This is a genomic window from Halobacillus sp. Marseille-Q1614 (assembly GCF_902809865.1).
GTDB lineage: Bacteria > Bacillota > Bacilli > Bacillales > Halobacillaceae > Halobacillus_A.
Window position 1 is genome coordinate 1,297,359 of record NZ_CADDWH010000001.1, and the last position, 17,168, is coordinate 1,314,526.

General features: G+C 43.4%; 15 protein-coding genes. 1 reads left to right on the forward strand and 14 read right to left on the reverse strand.

What is annotated here, in order from left to right; all coding sequences use genetic code 11:
- Positions 1–5: 5 nt before the first annotated feature.
- The 14 genes from HUS26_RS06535 to HUS26_RS06600 form a co-directional block, all read right to left on the reverse strand.
- The gene (locus tag HUS26_RS06535) at positions 6–782 is read right to left on the reverse strand and encodes an enoyl-CoA hydratase (protein WP_173916388.1); all 777 of its coding nucleotides are present in this window, start codon (positions 780–782) and stop codon (positions 6–8) included.
- 6 nt (positions 783–788) lie between these two features.
- Positions 789–1,700, reverse strand: coding sequence for a hydroxymethylglutaryl-CoA lyase (locus HUS26_RS06540; protein ID WP_173916389.1), 912 nt, complete (start codon positions 1,698–1,700; stop codon positions 789–791).
- 16 nt (positions 1,701–1,716) lie between these two features.
- Positions 1,717–1,929 carry an acetyl-CoA carboxylase biotin carboxyl carrier protein subunit gene (locus HUS26_RS06545; RefSeq protein ID WP_173916390.1) on the reverse strand — a complete coding sequence of 71 codons (213 nt, stop codon included), beginning with the start codon at positions 1,927–1,929 and terminating at the stop codon, positions 1,717–1,719.
- Positions 1,930–1,942: 13 nt separating this feature from the next.
- Positions 1,943–3,298: an acetyl/propionyl/methylcrotonyl-CoA carboxylase subunit alpha gene (locus HUS26_RS06550; protein WP_173916391.1), complete on the reverse strand. Its 1,356-nt coding sequence runs from the start codon at positions 3,296–3,298 to the stop codon at positions 1,943–1,945.
- An 18-nt stretch (positions 3,299–3,316) separates the two neighbouring features.
- Positions 3,317–4,957, reverse strand: a complete 1,641-nt coding sequence (locus HUS26_RS06555) for an AMP-binding protein (protein ID WP_173916392.1) — start codon at positions 4,955–4,957, stop codon at positions 3,317–3,319.
- A 19-nt stretch (positions 4,958–4,976) separates the two neighbouring features.
- Positions 4,977–6,119: an acyl-CoA dehydrogenase gene (locus HUS26_RS06560; protein ID WP_173916393.1), complete on the reverse strand. Its 1,143-nt coding sequence runs from the start codon at positions 6,117–6,119 to the stop codon at positions 4,977–4,979.
- A 75-nt stretch (positions 6,120–6,194) separates the two neighbouring features.
- On the reverse strand, positions 6,195–6,821 hold the full coding sequence (locus tag HUS26_RS06565; protein ID WP_173916394.1) for a TetR/AcrR family transcriptional regulator: 627 nt from the start codon (positions 6,819–6,821) through the stop codon (positions 6,195–6,197).
- A gap of 208 nt (positions 6,822–7,029) precedes the next feature.
- Positions 7,030–9,486, reverse strand: coding sequence for a DNA topoisomerase IV subunit A (gene parC, locus HUS26_RS06570; protein ID WP_173916395.1), 2,457 nt, complete (start codon positions 9,484–9,486; stop codon positions 7,030–7,032).
- Positions 9,487–9,501: 15 nt separating this feature from the next.
- Complete coding sequence (gene parE / locus HUS26_RS06575) at positions 9,502–11,451, reverse strand: DNA topoisomerase IV subunit B (protein WP_173916396.1); 1,950 nt, start codon at positions 11,449–11,451, stop codon at positions 9,502–9,504.
- Positions 11,452–11,644: 193 nt separating this feature from the next.
- Positions 11,645–12,058 carry a CoA-binding protein gene (locus tag HUS26_RS06580; protein WP_173916397.1) on the reverse strand — a complete coding sequence of 138 codons (414 nt, stop codon included), beginning with the start codon at positions 12,056–12,058 and terminating at the stop codon, positions 11,645–11,647.
- A gap of 8 nt (positions 12,059–12,066) precedes the next feature.
- The gene (locus HUS26_RS06585) at positions 12,067–13,593 is read right to left on the reverse strand and encodes an ABC transporter permease/substrate-binding protein (RefSeq protein ID WP_173916398.1); all 1,527 of its coding nucleotides are present in this window, start codon (positions 13,591–13,593) and stop codon (positions 12,067–12,069) included.
- Positions 13,590–14,657: an ABC transporter ATP-binding protein gene (locus tag HUS26_RS06590; protein ID WP_173916399.1), complete on the reverse strand. Its 1,068-nt coding sequence runs from the start codon at positions 14,655–14,657 to the stop codon at positions 13,590–13,592. Before HUS26_RS06590 ends, HUS26_RS06585 begins: the two co-directional genes overlap by 4 nt.
- 66 nt (positions 14,658–14,723) lie before the next feature.
- Entirely contained in the window at positions 14,724–15,797 is a 1,074-nt protein-coding gene (locus HUS26_RS06595) for an AI-2E family transporter (RefSeq protein WP_173916400.1), read from the reverse strand.
- Between the two features lie 74 nt (positions 15,798–15,871).
- Positions 15,872–16,093, reverse strand: coding sequence for a hypothetical protein (locus HUS26_RS06600; protein WP_173916401.1), 222 nt, complete (start codon positions 16,091–16,093; stop codon positions 15,872–15,874).
- Positions 16,094–16,250: 157 nt separating this feature from the next.
- On the opposite strand from HUS26_RS06600, the gene HUS26_RS06605 reads away from it, so the two are divergent.
- Complete coding sequence (locus HUS26_RS06605) at positions 16,251–16,865, forward strand: cyclase family protein (protein ID WP_173916402.1); 615 nt, start codon at positions 16,251–16,253, stop codon at positions 16,863–16,865.
- The last annotated feature ends 303 nt before the right edge of the window (positions 16,866–17,168 follow it).

Sequence of the window (17,168 nt, forward strand, 5' to 3'; positions counted from 1 at the left end):
CTTGTCTACTCCCCTTTATAGCTGGGAGAACGCTTTTCCTTAAACGCCTGTAACCCTTCCAATCGATCACTCGTTGGAATTGTATATTTGTAGCATTCATGTTCGAATGCTAAACCTGTCTGTAGGTTTGTATTAAGACCACAATCAATTGCCTTTTTCGCTTGTTTTAATGCCACAGGGCCGTTACTTGCGATTTGCCGGGCTAAAGCGAGCGTTTCTTCTTCTAATCGATCTGCACTGTAAATACTTTCGACAAGATTTAATTGTAAAGCTTCCTCTGCTGTAACGGGTTTTGCTGTGAAAATTAACCGCTTAGCATGTCCTGGACTGATTAAACGGGGAAGCCGCTGGGTTCCTCCGGCTCCCGGGATAATCGCTAATGAGGTTTCGGTCAGTCCCACTTTTGTATGATCGGCCATTACCCTCAAATCACAAGCCAGTGCAAGTTCAAGGCCTCCACCATAAGCAGCGCCGTTGATCATCGCAATTACTGGTATAGGCAGCTGTTCAACCTTACGTATCGTGTCGCCAATTTTCTTAACGGCCGCAACAACTTCCTGCTCCGTCATTTCCGAGCGTTCTTTTAAGTCAGCACCGGCACAAAAAGCTTTTTCACCTGCACCTGTAATGACAACCACACGGGCAGGTGACTGTCTGATTTCCTCCGTTTTCACCTGCAGTTCATCCAGCAGGTTATTTGATAAGCTGTTCGCCGCTTTTTCACGGTTGAGCGTAAGTACGGCTATATATTCTTCTAAGTAATGAAGCGTTACGAGTGACATAAAGACCTACCCTTCTGTTCCTCGGTTTAATATTTGCATTTGGTGGCTTGGAAGCTCTTTACCGAGCGCCTTCTGAATAAAGAGAGCCGCTTCTTTCAGCTTCTCTTCATCAATCCCTGTTTCAATTCCCATACCGTGAAGCATATGAACGAGATCATCTGTGGCTAAGTTACCTGAGGCCCCTTTTGCATAAGGACAGCCGCCAAGGCCCCCAAGCGCACTATCGAAAGTTGTAATCCCATGCTCTAAAGAAACGAGAACATTAGCTAAAGCCATTCCTTGAGTATTGTGAAAATGCAGGGCAACCTTTTCTTTATCAATTTTTTGCAAAAGCCTTGTAAGCACCTCATCCACCTGACGAGGATTAGCCACGCCAATTGTATCACCGAGCGATAATTCATCAATTCCCATATCGAGCAGCCGCCTTGAGATGTATATCACATCATCTACGGAAGTCGCCCCATCATAAGGGCAGCCAAAAACAGTAGACAGGTAGCCGCGCACCCGCATTCCCTGCTGCTTTGCTTTATGAACGACGTCTTTTAAAACATGAAATGTCTCTTCAATTGATTTGTTAATGTTTTTCTTATTATGTGTTTCACTCGCTGACATAAAGACAGCCGCTTCATCGACCCCTGTTTCGATCGCTGCCTTTAGTCCTTTTTGATTAGGAACTAGAGCAGCATAAGTAATCCCGGGTTTTCGGCTGATCTGTCCGGCAACGTCTTTCGCATCTTTTAACTGCGGAATCCATTTCGGGTGGACAAATGAACTGAATTCAATCGATTGATACCCTGCTTCTGACAGCATATCGATCCAGCGGACTTTATCTTCCGTCGGTACGTGAACCGCTTCATTTTGTAGTCCATCCCTTGGTCCCACTTCCTTGATTGTTACTGATGACGGCCATTTATTCATCCATATCCGCTCCTAATTACTCAATGATTGCGATTATATCTCCTTCATTGACGAAGTCTCCCTCAGTGACCTTTAACTCTTTGATCGTGCCGCTCTTCTCTGCTGGAATCGGGATTTCCATTTTCATAGATTCTAAGATCACGATGTCCTCTCCGTCCTGCACACTGTCCCCCTGATTGGCGACAATTTTCCATACGCTTCCTGCCATAGATGCTTTTACTTCGTTCATCTCTAATTCCTCCTTAGTGGTTCGTTACAGTCGGTATATAATAATCTGATACAAATGATGTGGTGGTTTCTCCTGCGATAAATTTTTCATGAGTTAGTATTCTCTTAAGCATCGTCACATTTGATTTAATGCCTTCCACTTCATATTGATGAAGAGCTTTTGTCATTCTATCAATGGCTTCTTCCCTTGTAGAGGCATGGACGATAAGCTTTGCGATCATCGGATCATAAAACGGAGTAACCTGGGATTTCTCATGAACAGCAAGCTCATGACGAATGCCTTCTCCCTTTGGCAGCTGAAGCTTAGTTAACTGACCTGGTGAAGGATAAAACGTATTTGGATCCTCCGCATAAATTCTCGCTTCGATGGCATGGCCGATAATCGTAAGGTCATTTTGGCTGAATGTAAGCTTTTCCCCGTTTGCAACCCGCAGCTGCTGTTCGACTAAATCGACTCCAGTAATTTCCTCGGTCACCGGGTGTTCAACCTGCAGCCTCGTATTCATTTCTAAGAAGTAGAAGTTTTCCTCTTCATCAACTAAGAATTCCATCGTTCCTGCATTGACGTACCTTAAAGCACGTACAGCTTTTAAGGCGCTTTCGCCCATCTTTTCTCTCGTTTTCTCTGATAAAAAAGGCGATGGAGCTTCTTCAATCACTTTCTGGTGACGGCGCTGAATCGAGCATTCTCTTTCAAAGAGATAAACCGCATTTCCATGTTCATCCGCAAGTACCTGGATTTCAATATGGCGCGGGTTGACGATGAGCTTCTCAATAAACATATCGCCATTTCCGAAGAAAGTTTTTGCTCGCTTTTGATTGCCTTCAAAAGCTTTTTCTAATTCTTCAGGAGTTGAAACGGCCTGCATGCCGATTCCCCCGCCTCCTGCGGCCGCTTTGAGCATCACGGGATAACCAAACTCTTCTGCTTTCTTCTTCGCAGCTTCTACATCTGCGATCGACTCCATCGTGCCTGGAACCACAGGTACTCCCGCCTGCTCCATATGTTTTCGTGCGGCGATTTTATCTCCCATTGTGGAAATAACATCAGCCGATGGTCCGATAAAAGTAAGTCCGGCTTCCCTGACTGATTGTGCGAAACCGCTATGCTCGCTTAACAGTCCGTAGCCCGGATGAATGGCTTCCGCTCCTGAGTTCTTCGCCGCCTGCAGGATTTTTTCGATATTTAAATATGATTCGTTCACTCGCGGCTTGCCGATTAAATAACTTTCATCAGCTTCTTTTACAAACGGTGCCTCCTGATCGGCTTCTGAATAAACCGCCACGGTTTTAATATTCATTTTTTGACATGTACGGATGACTCGAGAGGCGATCTCGCCGCGATTGGCAATTAAAATCTTGGAAAACATTTAAGCGTCCCCCTTTACTTATTTTTTTATATCTGCTTGCTCAAGCGCTTCTTCTTTTAACTTGAATTTTTGAATCTTTCCGCTGGCTGTCATTGGATATTCATCAATAAAACGGATGTAGCGAGGAATTTTATGCTTTGAGATCATGCCTTCGCAGAACTCGCGGATCTCTTCTTCTGTGACTTCCGTTCCTTCTTTCTTAATAATAAACGCCACGATTTCCTCGCCGAATTTTTTATCAGGAACACCGACAACCTGAACATCAAGAACATCAGGGTGCTGATAGAGAAACTCTTCAATTTCTCTTGGATAGACGTTTTCTCCGCCGCGAATAATCATGTCTTTCATTCGTCCGGTAATCTCGAAATAGCCGTTCTCGTCCATAACCGCAATATCACCGGTGTGAAGCCATCCATCTGGATCAATGGCAGCTTGAGTAGCTTCTTCGTTCTTGTAATAGCCTTGCATGACGAGATATCCTCTCGTGCAGAGCTCCCCAGGGATACCAGGAGGATTTTCTTCCCCGGTAGCAGGTTCAATTACTTTTACTTCTACATTCGGGTGTGCTTTTCCGACACTGCGGACTTTTAGTTCAACAGGATCGTCTGTTTTTGTCTGCGTAATCACCGGTGAAGATTCTGTCTGACCGTATGCGATCGTAATTTCTTCTACACCCATTTTATTCATAACGTCTTTCATCACTTCCATTGGACAGATCGATCCAGCCATAATGCCGGTTCTAAGTGTAGTTGGGCGATAAGTGTCAAAGCTTGGATCATTTAGTTCAGCAATAAACATCGTTGGAACTCCGTGAAGAGCCGTACAAGATTCTTCTTTAACAGCGCGGAGCACTTTTTCCGGATGAAACTGTTCTAAAACGACCATTGTCGCTCCTTGGGAAACGGAGGCAATTGTCCCCATCACACAGCCGAAGCAGTGAAAGAAGGGAACAGGGATACAGAGACGGTCTTCTTTTGTAAGCTTGATACATTCGGCTACCTGCTTTCCATTGTTAACGATGTTATGGTGGCTGAGCATGACGCCTTTAGGAAAACCGGTGGTCCCTGACGTATACTGCATGTTGATCACTTCTTCATGATCCAGGGTACCATGACGCTCTTTAAGCTCTTCATCGCTGACTTTCCGTCCAGCCTCAAGGACGTCCTTCCAGGAATAGCATCCGGCATAACTCTTCTCACTTAAGACAACTATGTTTTTAAGGTGAGGGAGTTTCTCACTTTGTAAATCTCCTTTTTCGGAGTACTCTAGCTCCGGGCAGATTTCTCTTAAAATGTCTATATAAGATACGCCTCTAAATTCTTCTGCTAAAATTAAAGTCGAAGAATCGGACTGTTTTAACAAGTATTCAAGTTCCTGGGCCCTATAGTTCGTATTGACTGTCACAAGGACTGACCCCATTTTCCCGCTCGCAAACTGAGAAACGAGCCATTCAGGTTTGTTATCGGCCCAAATCGCCATATGGTCCCCTTTTTCAATACCTAAAGCCATAAAGCCTTTCGCCGCTTCATCGACCATCTGATTAAGTTCGCGATATGTTTTTCTTAAAGCTTGTTCAGGATAAACCATCGCTTCATGATCGGGGTGCTGCTCGGCCTGTTTTTCTAATAATTCACCTACGGTAAGATTTAAAAGACTCATCCTATTCCTCCTCTATAATTTAGCAGCCTAACTGACGAGCAATGACCATACGCTGTATTTCTGAAGTTCCTTCACCGATTTCCAGCAGCTTCGCATCGCGCAGGAAACGCTCGACTTCATATTCCCTCATGTAACCATAGCCGCCGTGAATCTGAATCGCCTGGTTTGCACTGCGGAAAGCTGTTTCAGAAGCGTACAGCTTGGCAAACGCCGCTTCTTTTGAAAAAGGTTTTCCTTGATCTTTCAGCCATGCTGCTTTAAGCACCATGTTCCTAGCAAGCTCGACTTCCATCGCCATATCGGCAAGCTTAAATTGGATCGCCTGGAAGTTTGAAATCGGCTGGCCAAACTGTTTTCTTTCTTTGGCATAAGCGAGGGCTTTATCAAGAGAAGCCTGCGCAATTCCAAGTGCAAGGGCTGCGATAGAGATTCTTCCGCCATCTAACGTATAAAGAAACTGCTTAAATCCTCCATGTGGATCTCCTAGAATATTCTCTTTTGGAATCTCGACATCTTCTAAAATGATCTCAGATGTATTAGATCCGCGGACACCCATCTTTTCATAAGGGCTTGTAATCTTCATGCCTTTCGTATCTTTTGGAACAATAAAGGCCGAGATGATATTTTTGCCGTCTTCGCGCTTGCCGCTGACCGCCGTGACGGTAATTGAACGTGCATATTCGGCATTTGTGATCCAGCATTTTTCACCATTGAGCACATATTTATCGCCTTTAAGCTCGGCACGAGTCTTCGTTCCTCCGGCATCCGAACCTGCGTTCGGTTCTGTCAGACCAAAAGAAGCTAACCCTTCTCCTTTAGCTAAAGGAACGAGATACTCCTGTTTCTGCTCTTCTGTACCGAAGTAATAAATAGGGCTTGCTCCAAGCGAAACAGCCGCCGCATAGCTTAAGCCGGTAGAACCGCATACTTTTCCTATCTCTTCAACGGCCAGCGCGTACGTAAGCGTATCGCCGCCTGAGCCACCATATTCTTCTGGGAAGGGAATCCCCAGCAATCCGAGTTTACCCATCTCATCAAAAATGTCCTTAGGAAATTGAGCTTTTTCATCAATCTCCACTGCACGCGGGCGGATCACCTCATCAGCGAAATCACACACCATTTTTTTCGTCATTTCCTGCTCTTTCGTCAATTCAAAATTCATTTTGCTCCCCCTTTCAAATAAGACCGACTGGTTGGTCTGTATGAGGCAAAAATAAAAAACTGAAAGCGTTTACTTTTAGTTGTAAAAAAAAGGAACCTTAAGCATCTGCTCCTGGTAGTGAGCTTCGTTTCCTGTTGTTAAAAGCGAATGGAGCACTAAATCAATATAAGCATCGGCAATTTCATCAATCGAAAATTCTCCATCGGGGTCATACCATTTATAAATCCAGTTCACCATGCCAAGAATGCTCATGGTTACTAGTATAGGTGGAACTTCTTTTCGGAAGTGGCCTGTTGTCTGACCTTCTTCAATGACTTGAAGAACCATTTGCTTAAATTCATCACGTTTGCGCTTAATTTGTTTTTCATAAGCGGGTTTTAAATAAATACTTTCCTGATAAAAAACGGATATGTGCGGCTTATAAAGGTCAAACACTTTAACAAACGACCGGATGATCGCCTGGATTTGATAAACGGGTGAAGAATGAATCGCCATCGCTGCCCTCGCTTCCTTTGATACGTATGTAATGAAGGCATCGTGAATGACAAAAAGAAGCTCCTCTTTAGAATGAAAGTGGTGATAAAACCCTCCTTTAGAGGTTTTGGACGCTTCGACGATCTGTTTGACGGTTACCCCGTGAAAGCCATACTGTTCAAACAACCGCAGCGATGTTTCAATAATTTTTTCTCGAAGATTATTCATACACCATCCCCTCAAACTGAATATACATTCATCTTATCATATTTTTCTGAAATTACAATTCTATACAAAAAAGACTTTCCTAATATAAGGAAAGTCTTCACCTTTTACCAAAAAGCATTAAGCTTCAGGAGCAAAGACCGCTTTGCTCCTTTAAACGCTGCGTAAAAAAGGAAAATACCTGCTCTTTGTTGTTAAGGTAGCAACATTACTAGCCCTGCTCATCCGGTTCTTTATAAGGAGTTTCATAGCCTGGCTGCACCCATGACTCGATCACTTCTCCGCTCTGATCGACATCAAGGACGTAGGAACCATTGCTGTAACGGTCGCTGGCTTTAAAGTCCATTGGATGAACTGTCGTCAGTTCATCTTTGGTAGTTTTAAGCACAACTTCATCTTTATTTGTAACCATATGCAAATCAATGATACGATGCGGGTTTTTCTTCAGTTCCCGCAGCATGATAACTCCGCGTTTCGCTCTTGATGTCCTGTCAAACTCTTTTAATCTCATCCGTTTGACAGCTGCCCGGTGTGTTGAAAGCAATAGAGACGGGTCTTCTTCTGCTGAGAACACTTGTCCCGATACGACATGCTCTCCGTCTTTTAACTGAATTGCTTTAACTCCTGCCGCTCTCTGGCCGACAGTGTTCACTTCAGATTCTTCATACCATAATCCATAGGCTTTATTGGAAGCGATGAAAATCTGCGCATTGCCATCGGTTAAGTGGACGTCAACGACTTCATCGCCTCCTTTTAGGTTGACCGCAACAAGAGCCTTCGAATGTCTCGTTGCCTGGTAAAGGGAAAGCTCGCTTTTCTTAACCATGCCGTTTTTCGTAAAGAAAAGGAGGAACTGATCTTGTTTGAATTCGCGAATCGGTATCGCATCGACAAGGTACTCTTCTTTTTCAATGGATACGATATTCGCAATATGCTGCCCTAAATCTTTCCAGCGGATATCAGGCAGTTTGTGAACAGGAAGGAAGAGATATTTACCTAGATTTGTGAAAAGTAAAATCGTATCGGTTGTATTGATCTCTAATAATCTGAGCAGGTGGTCGCCGTCTTTCATGGCCAGATCCTGCCCATTTGAGGCGCCATAAGAGCGAAGGCTCGTCCTTTTAATATAGCCGTCTTTTGTTACAGAAACGACGATATCTTCACTCGCTACCGTTACTTCCAAGTCTACTTTAAGCTCTTCTACTTTTTCTTCAATCTGCGTCAGGCGCGCATCCTGGAACTTTTTCTTAATCGAACGCAGGTCAGCTTTAATAACTTTCAGAAGTTCATTCTCGTTGCCTAGAAGAGTTTGTAAGTAATCAATTCTCTTCTCGAGCTCTTCCGCTTCTTTCTGAAGTTCAGTAATATCCGTATTGGTTAAACGGTATAGCTGCAACGTTACAATTGCTTCGGATTGTTCTTCTGTAAAGCCGTACTTCGCGATTAATTGCTGCTTTGCATCCTGCTTATCTTTTGAAGCACGAATAGTGGCAATCACTTCATCAAGTATGGAAATGGCTTTAATCAGCCCCTCTACAATATGGGCGCGTTTCTTGGCTTTGTTTAAGTCATAAATCGACTGCCGGGTCACGACGTCCTTCTGATGGGCGATATAAGCATCTAACAGCATCGGCAGGCTCATCAGCTTAGGCGTACGTTCGTGAATCGCCACCATATTAAAGTTATAAGCAATCTGCAGATCGGTTTGTTTATAAAGGTAGTTCAATACACCTTCACTGTTGGCATCTTTCTTTAATTCAACAACGATTCGCATTCCCGTTCGGTCTGTTTCATCACGAACTTCTGCGATTCCCTCGACTTTACGGTCAATACGAAGCTCATCCATTCGCTTCACAAGATTTGCTTTATTGACTTCAAAAGGAATTTCATCGATAACGATTTGTTCTTTACCGCCTCTTACGCTTTGGATAGAAGCTTTCCCTCGCAGGACAATTTTTCCTTTACCTGTTTCATAGGCCTTCTTTAATCCGTCAACGCCCTGAATAATCCCGCCTGTTGGAAAATCAGGACCTTTCAGTTTCGTCATCAGCTCATCAACAGAAGCGGTTTGCTTGTCTATTTTCATGATAACGGCGTCTATCACTTCCGCAAGATTATGCGGAGGTATTTCAGTTGCATAACCGGCAGATATTCCTGTTGATCCATTCGTTAAAAGGTTCGGGAACTTAGCCGGCAGGACCGTCGGCTCTTCAATGGTGTCATCAAAGTTGGGAATATGCTCAACCGTTTCTTTTTCGATATCTCTTAACAGCTCAGAGGAAATACTTGAGAGCCTGGCTTCCGTATAACGCATTGCTGCTGGAGGATCGCCGTCGACACTCCCGTTATTTCCATGCATTTCCACTAATCCGTGACGGACTTTCCAATTCTGGCTTAAACGCACCATCGCATCATACACGGAAGAATCCCCGTGCGGATGATAGTTACCGATAACCGTACCTACTGTTTTAGCAGATTTCCGGTAGCCTTTGTCATGTGTATTTCTTTCCTGGTGCATCGCATATAAAATTCGGCGCTGCACGGGTTTTAGTCCATCACGGGCATCTGGTAACGCCCGCTCCTGGATAATATATTTACTATAGCGGCCAAAACGGTCCCCTAACACTTCTTCTAAAGGTAAATCTAAAAACTTTTCTGCCTCAGCCAACAGAATATCCCCCTTTTATTTCTCTAGTTTCTCGTTTTCCAGGATACTGGCTTCGTCTTCTAAACCGAAAGCCACGTGGGATTCAATCCATTTACGGCGAGGTTCTACTTTATCGCCCATCAAGGTTGTCACTCTGCGCTCAGCACGAGCCAGATCATCAATCGTTACACGGATCAGTGTACGAGTTTGTGGATTCATCGTTGTTTCCCACAGCTGATCAGCGTTCATTTCACCTAAACCTTTATATCGCTGGATCGTATATCCATTTTTAAACTCTTTTAAAAGCTTCTGCATGCCTTCATCATCCCAGGCATATTCTACCTTTTCTTTCTTTCCTTTTCCTTTGGAAACTTTATAAAGCGGCGGAAGCGCAATATATACTTTTCCGGCATCGACCAGCGGCCGCATGTACCGGTAGAAGAAAGTTAAAAGCAGAACTTGTATGTGCGCTCCATCTGTATCGGCATCCGTCATAATGACGATTTTATCGTAATTGCAGTCTTCTAATGTAAAGTCGCCGCCTACACCTGCACCAATCGTATTTATAATCGTAGAAATTTCTTCATTTTTAAATATATCTGCAATTTTTGCTTTTTCTGTATTGATAACTTTTCCTCGAAGCGGCAGAACCGCCTGGAACTTACGGTCACGTCCCTGCTTTGCTGATCCACCTGCAGAGTCCCCCTCCACTAAGTAAAGCTCGTTTTTCTGCGGATTTTTGGACTGTGCCGGCGTAAGCTTGCCGCTGAGTAACGCATCTTTACGCTTGCGCTTTTTCCCAGAACGGGCATCTTCTCTCGCTTTCCTAGCCGCTTCGCGGGCTTCTTTTGCTTTGATTGCTTTCTTAATAAGCATAGAAGAGATATCCGGGTTTTCCTCTAGGAAATACAATAACTGTTCTGCTACGACAGCATCTACAGCAGAACGGGCTTCTGAAGTACCGAGCTTACTCTTCGTCTGGCCTTCAAACTGCAGCAGTTCTTCAGGAATTCTTACAGAGATAATCGCCGTAAATCCTTCTCTGATATCATTACCCTCAAGGTTTTTATCTTTTTCTTTTAAAACTTGAGATCTTCTTGCGTAATCATTAAATACACGAGTAATCGCTGATTTAGCCCCTGATTCGTGGGTTCCTCCATCTTTCGTTCTTACGTTGTTGACGAAGGATAAGATGCTGTCCGTGAACCCATCGTTAAACTGAAAAGCAAAATCAACTTCGATGCCTGCACTGCTGCCTTCAAAAGAAACGACAGAATGCAGCGTATCTTTTTCCTCATTCAAGTAAGCAACAAACGATTCAAGACCGTCGTTGTATTGGTAGGTTTCTTCTAATCCATCCCGTTCATCGACTAACTTAATTTTAAAGCCTTTAAGTAAAAAAGCGGCTTCGCGTAAACGTTCAGATAAGGTTTCAAAGTTATATTTAGTCACAGAAAAAATCGTTGTGTCTGGTTTGAAGCGGATGGTCGTTCCTGTTTTTCTCGTATTTCCCTGCTTTTCAAGTGACGTTACTGGAACGCCTCCCTTTTCAAACCTTTGATAAAACTTTTCGCCGTCCCGGCAGATATGGACTTCAAGCCATTCGGATAGTGCATTTACAACAGAAGCACCGACTCCGTGCAGGCCGCCGCTTGATTTATATCCGCCTTGTCCAAACTTCCCGCCAGCATGGAGCACCGTCAAAATGACTTCTGGAGTCGGCTTTCCTGTCTGGTGCATCCCTGTCGGCATACCTCGCGCTTCATCAGCAACCGAAACGCTTCCGTCCCTGTGCAGGGTAACGACCATCTGATCCCCAAACCCTGATAAGGCTTCATCCACTGCATTATCTACAATTTCATAGACTAGGTGGTGAAGTCCTCTTTGGTCTGTTGATCCGATATACATTCCCGGCCTTTTCCGTACAGCCTCCAATCCTTCTAATACTTGAATTGAATCATCTGAGTATGCTTGATTTTGACTCAATGTTCCATCGGCTCCTTTCAAAAAACAAAACGACACGGTCTACCACTATAATAGAACAAATGTTCGCATCTGTAAACGTTCATTTATTAACCATACTTGTTATATTGTAGCGGTTTTCTCAAAAGACGCAAATATCATTCTACAATATTTCATGAAAAAATCCCTGTAAAACAGGGATTTTTCCAAAAAAAGATTATCTTAAAACCGCGTGAGCTACTTTAATACAGTTATCCATGATGACAAGCATATCCTTCTTTTTTAGTATCTCCGGCACGTCCGGATGATAGACACCCTGCTGGGCCCAAAAACCTTTTGCATCAATATTTAAAGATTCGCGGGCAACCCCAGGTAAATATTCGGAACGTCTGAAAACGTTTATAATATCAATACGTTCTTTAACTTCACTTAAGCTGCTGTATGCATTTTCTCCCAGTGTTGACTCAATCTCAGGATTGACGGGGATAATTTTATATCCCGCCTTCTGCATCGCTTCGCTCACCTGGTAAGATGTGCGGTAAGGCTTATCAGAAAGACCGATAACCGCAATATTTTTCGATTCATCTAAGAGAGAACGCATTTTCTGCCGATCAGGATTTTGATGCATCATGAACCCTCCTATTCGTTTAAAAGCCCTTGTTCGATTAAATATTCACGGGCGACCTCCTCGGGATTACGGTCTTCATAATCTACCTGATAATTCATTTTTCTCATTTCGTCATCCGAAATAAGTCCCCCGAGCTGATTTAACACTTCTTCAAGCTCAGGATATTGCTCTAACGTTTCCTCTCTCATCAATGGAGCGCCCTGATAAGGAGGAAATAGATTTTCCGGATCCTTTAAAGTCGTTAAATCTAATTCTATCATATAACTATCAGTGGCGTAAGCGTCTATCACGTCAACTTCTCCACTTTCAATTGCCCCTTCTCTCAGTCCGGCATCCATTGTACGGACTTCACCAAGGTCGAGTCCATAGACCTCTTTCATACCCTGATACCCATCATAGCGGTCATTAAACTCAAGGGTAAAGCCTGCTGTAATCTGGTCTTCCACCGCTTTTAAGTCACCAATCGTTTGAAGCTCATATTGCTCTGCCGTTTCCTTTGTCGTTGCTACAGCATACGTATTATTAAATTCCATGGGCTCAAGAAAAGCTAAATTAAATTCTTCAGACATTCCTTGTTTGGCCTGCTCGTAAACTTCCCGGCTGTCATTACTATCTGCTTTCTCACCAAGTAAGGAAACGATCGCTGTTCCGGTAAATTCAGGATAAATATCGATACTTCCACTTTGCAGGGCACTAAAGACCATTTCTGTTTTTCCGAGGTTTGTTTCAAGTCCTACAGACAGATCGGTTTCCTCTTCAATTAATAATTTGTACATATTGACTAAGATAGATGGCTCTGAACCGAGTTTGGCCCCGATGGTAATATCTTTTTTCACTTCTCCTCCAAAAGCCAGCGGTCCGGCTGCAATCAATGCAAAAGCTGTAAGGAGAATGACTAAAGAACGGAAGCCTGATTTGGCTGATGTCCGTTCAAATAACCGGAGAACAGCATCCAGGACGATCGCAAGCAAAGCTGCAGGTATTGCACCAAAAATAATAAGATTAAGATCCCCGCCGCGGTCTAACCCTAATAGGATTAAATCCCCAAGGCCCCCGGCCCCGATTAGAGCCGCAATGGTTGTCGTTCCTACAATAAAACCCAGGGAAGTACGTATCCCTGCCATAATCACAGGCATGGCAATCGGCAGCTCTACACGCGCTAATCGCCGAAAAGAATTCATGCCCATTCCTGTTGCCGCTTCCTTTAAGGAAGGGTCGACCTCTTTAATTCCTGTATAGGTGTTTCTTAGAATCGGGAGGAGTCCATATGCCGTTAAGGCAATGATCGCCGGTGTCTGTCCAATGCCCATAAAAGGAATTAAAAAGGCTAAAACTGCTAAACTGGGGATCGTCTGCAGAACGGCAGTGGCACCAATAATAGGTTCAGCCACTTTTTGTTTTCTCGTTAGGTACAAGCCTAGGGGAACGGATATAAGAGTAGCAATAACAAGGGAAATCATCGAAATTTGCAGGTGCTCCCATATTTTTTCTAACAAAATCCCCTGCCTGTTTTGAAAGACTTGAATGAATTCATTCATGGCTGCACCACCCCGTTTTCCGATTTAATCTGCTTCTTGAGGTAGAACACCATATCTTTATAAGAGAGCGTACCTAGAACTTTACCATCTCTTGTAACAGGAAGAAGAGTGTAATCACTCTGCTCAAAAACTTCCATCGCCTCTTTTAATGTCATTTCGTGAGAGAGGATAGGAAGATCGGTTTTTTCTCCATGCTCCACACCAAAAGCGAAGGTTTGATTCGTATTTTTCACTGCAAAAGTCCCGCGGCCTGGCACCAGACCATCTTCCCATTCCTGTGTAGTAAACAGCCGCTGCTTTGTCTGGTCAATCATTACATCGACAGCGGTCTGCCACGGAGATTTCCTTTCACCGATAAAATCTTCCACAAATGAATTGGCCGGGTTAAGTATGAGATTCTGCGGCTGATCAAGCTGAACGATTTCGCCGTCTTTCATAAGGCAGACGCGATCCCCCATCGCCATCGCTTCATCGATATCATGGGTGACAAATATGATCGTTTTTCTGATCTCTTTATGAAGAGAGTGAATATCTTTTTGTAATTGTTCGCGGCTGATTGGATCCAGCGCACTGAATGGCTCGTCCATTAATATGATATCAGGATCAGCAGCAAGGGCCCGAATGACCCCCACCCGCTGCTGCTGTCCCCCTGACAGTTCACTAGGTTTTCTTTTACGATGGACACTTGGATCAAGACCTACCATGTCCATTAATTCATCAATGCGCTTGGATAACTCTTTTTTATTCCATTTTTTCATTTCAGGAACGACAGATATATTCTCTTCCACAGACATATGCGGAAATAATGCGATTTCCTGAAGTACATACCCGGTATTCCATCTTAATTCATGAATGTTGTAATCCTTGATGTCTTTGTTTTTAATATACACCGATCCTTCTGTCGGTTCGATTAATCGATTTATCATTTTCATCGTAGTTGTCTTTCCGCATCCGCTCGGACCGATAATTGTGAGGAATTCACCTTCTCTGATTTCTAAATTAATGTTTTTGACGGCTTTTGTTCCGTCGGGATATTTTTTTGTGACGTTATTAAATGTGATCATCGTTCGCCCCCTCTTTCTATATAACTATATCTTTATTCCCTATCCTGATATTTTTCAAAACTTCTGCTAATAAATACTGCTTTTTCGAAGGAGTAAGAAAGAATAGAGATTTTTCACAATGACTTTAAGCACGGAATAAAGGGGAACAGCAATAACCATTCCAATGAAACCAAACAGGGCGGCAGCAACGATTAGCAGTAATATAATCGTTAAAGGATGGACGTTCAGCCGGTTCCCAAGAACGACGGGTGCGATAAGGTTCCCTTCGAGCTGCTGAACAATACCCATGACAATCAGGACATATATTGCCATATTCGGCTCCTGGGTTAGACTGACGATTAATGCTGGGATAACCCCTAGAATCGGGCCGAAAAACGGAATAACAGCCGTAATAAAAACAAAGATTGCGAGAAGGAGCGCGTAATCCAATCCAATAATTAAATAGCCGAAATACATTAAAACACCATCGGCAAAGGCGACGGTAATTTGCCCGATAATATAGGCACCAAGAGTTTTATCAATGTTGCTTAATAAATCGAGCCCCTTTTGCTCATGCTGTTCCGGTAAAAACCTTATGAGAAAATCTGATAGTTTATGGCCGTCCTTCAGCAGAAAGAACAATACAAAAGGCACTACAACAATCACTGTAGCAGCACTAGCCGCTGCAGCGGCGACCTCTGTGACATGATCTCCGGCCGATTGAACAAAATCACTCAGAGAGCTGGCTGCTTTTTGGCGCAGGCTTTCAAACGAAAACAGTCCTAAATTATTCTCTTCGATCATTTTTTCTGCCTGGTCTGCTGTTTTCGATAAGTCTTCAGGGAGGCTCGTAGAAAGACGTTCAACCTGCCCGGAAAGCGTATTGGCGATCAGCTTTACCCCTCCATAGATCAGTCCAGCCACCGCAGCAAATACAATCAAAATAGCTGCAGGCTTCGGTACGAATTTTATTTTTTGGATCAAAAAAACGGCCGGTTTAAATATGTAATAAAAAAAGCCCGCAATCAATATTGGATAAAACAAAGTAGATAAAATGGTAAGCACCGGGCTGAAAAAGTTTAAAACCTCTAAAAAAAATATGCTGATCAATAGTAAAATTAATCCTGTCGTATACTTAAAAAAAGAATGAGTCCACCACATGTCTATACCTCCAATGCTATTTCTATTTCTAAAGGTGTTTACCACTCCCTTTACTCTTTTAATCTCTGGATTTCTTATTTTTCCAAAATCGCCCTGCATAAATACGCATAGCACTCCTCAACCGTACTTTTACAGTCATGTACTTCATTATTCTCGATTTCAAATAATCCATACGTATTCCTAGTCACTTTAAAGGAGGAAACCATCAACGACATCCCGCACTCCAGCTGGCTTAGCATCTGAAATAACGGATCATTGGCTGATGCCTGGTTATCAAACAAACTGGTCTGTTCCAAAACCTTTCACCTCGTCCTTGTATGTCTACTTTACAATTCGACAAACTTTACAGGAATCCTTCTAAAGCCGTCCTGTCTCTGCATGATTTGCGACTTTTCTTAAAGCATGTAAAAATAGAGAGGAGCGATTGTTTATGCAGATGAAAGGAGAATGAACATGAAAATGATCGACATTACGGCTCCAGTCTATGAAGGAATGCCGGTGTATAAAAACAAACCAGAAAAGCAGCCGAATTTTAACAGCCAGACAAACGGGCACGTTACTGAATCACGCCTTGAAATCGATGCCCACACAGGCACTCACATTGATGCACCATTACATATGGTCAACGATGGGGATACGTTTGAATCAATTTCTCTTGAGAGCCTTGTAGGCGATGCCAAAGTTTTCGACTTAACGGAAGTTGAAGACGGTATTACTAAGCAGGATTTAGAAGGACTGGATATCGAGGAAAACGATTTTGTCCTGTTTAAAACAAAAAATTCATTTGAAGACGAATTTAATTTCGAGTTTATTTATGTGAAAGAAGATGCCGCCAACTACTTAGTGGAAAAGAAAATCCGCGGTGTCGGCATCGATTCTTTAGGGATTGAGCGCAGCCAGCCGGAACACCCGACTCATAAAGCACTGTTTGGTGCAGGCATTATCGTAATTGAAGGACTGCGCTTAAAAGAAGTAGAGCCTAAAAGCTATCACATGGTAGCTGCGCCGATGAAACTGTTAGGAACAGATGCAGCTCCTGCGCGCGTGCTTCTATTTGAAAATAAGTAATGACTTTATAAGGTTGTTTTGAGCTCAAGCTGTCGAGTTTTTTCTCGACAGCTTTTTTTTGTTCCACTGGAGCGAATACTCCTCTCTTTTAAGCGGTCCCATATGGTGGGGTCGTTCGATGTTGACACACCAGAATCTCTTTATGATTTTACAACGCAGAAAAAGACATGGTCTTCTTTTAGGAAGTGCCTAACTCAATCGAACTTCCTCCTTAAGCCTTTTCACAAGACCCACGCTTTGGTGTATTTGATCACCCGGTTGTTGTGCAGGGGGCTCTCAGTATTTGCCCTCGTTGTAACCGAT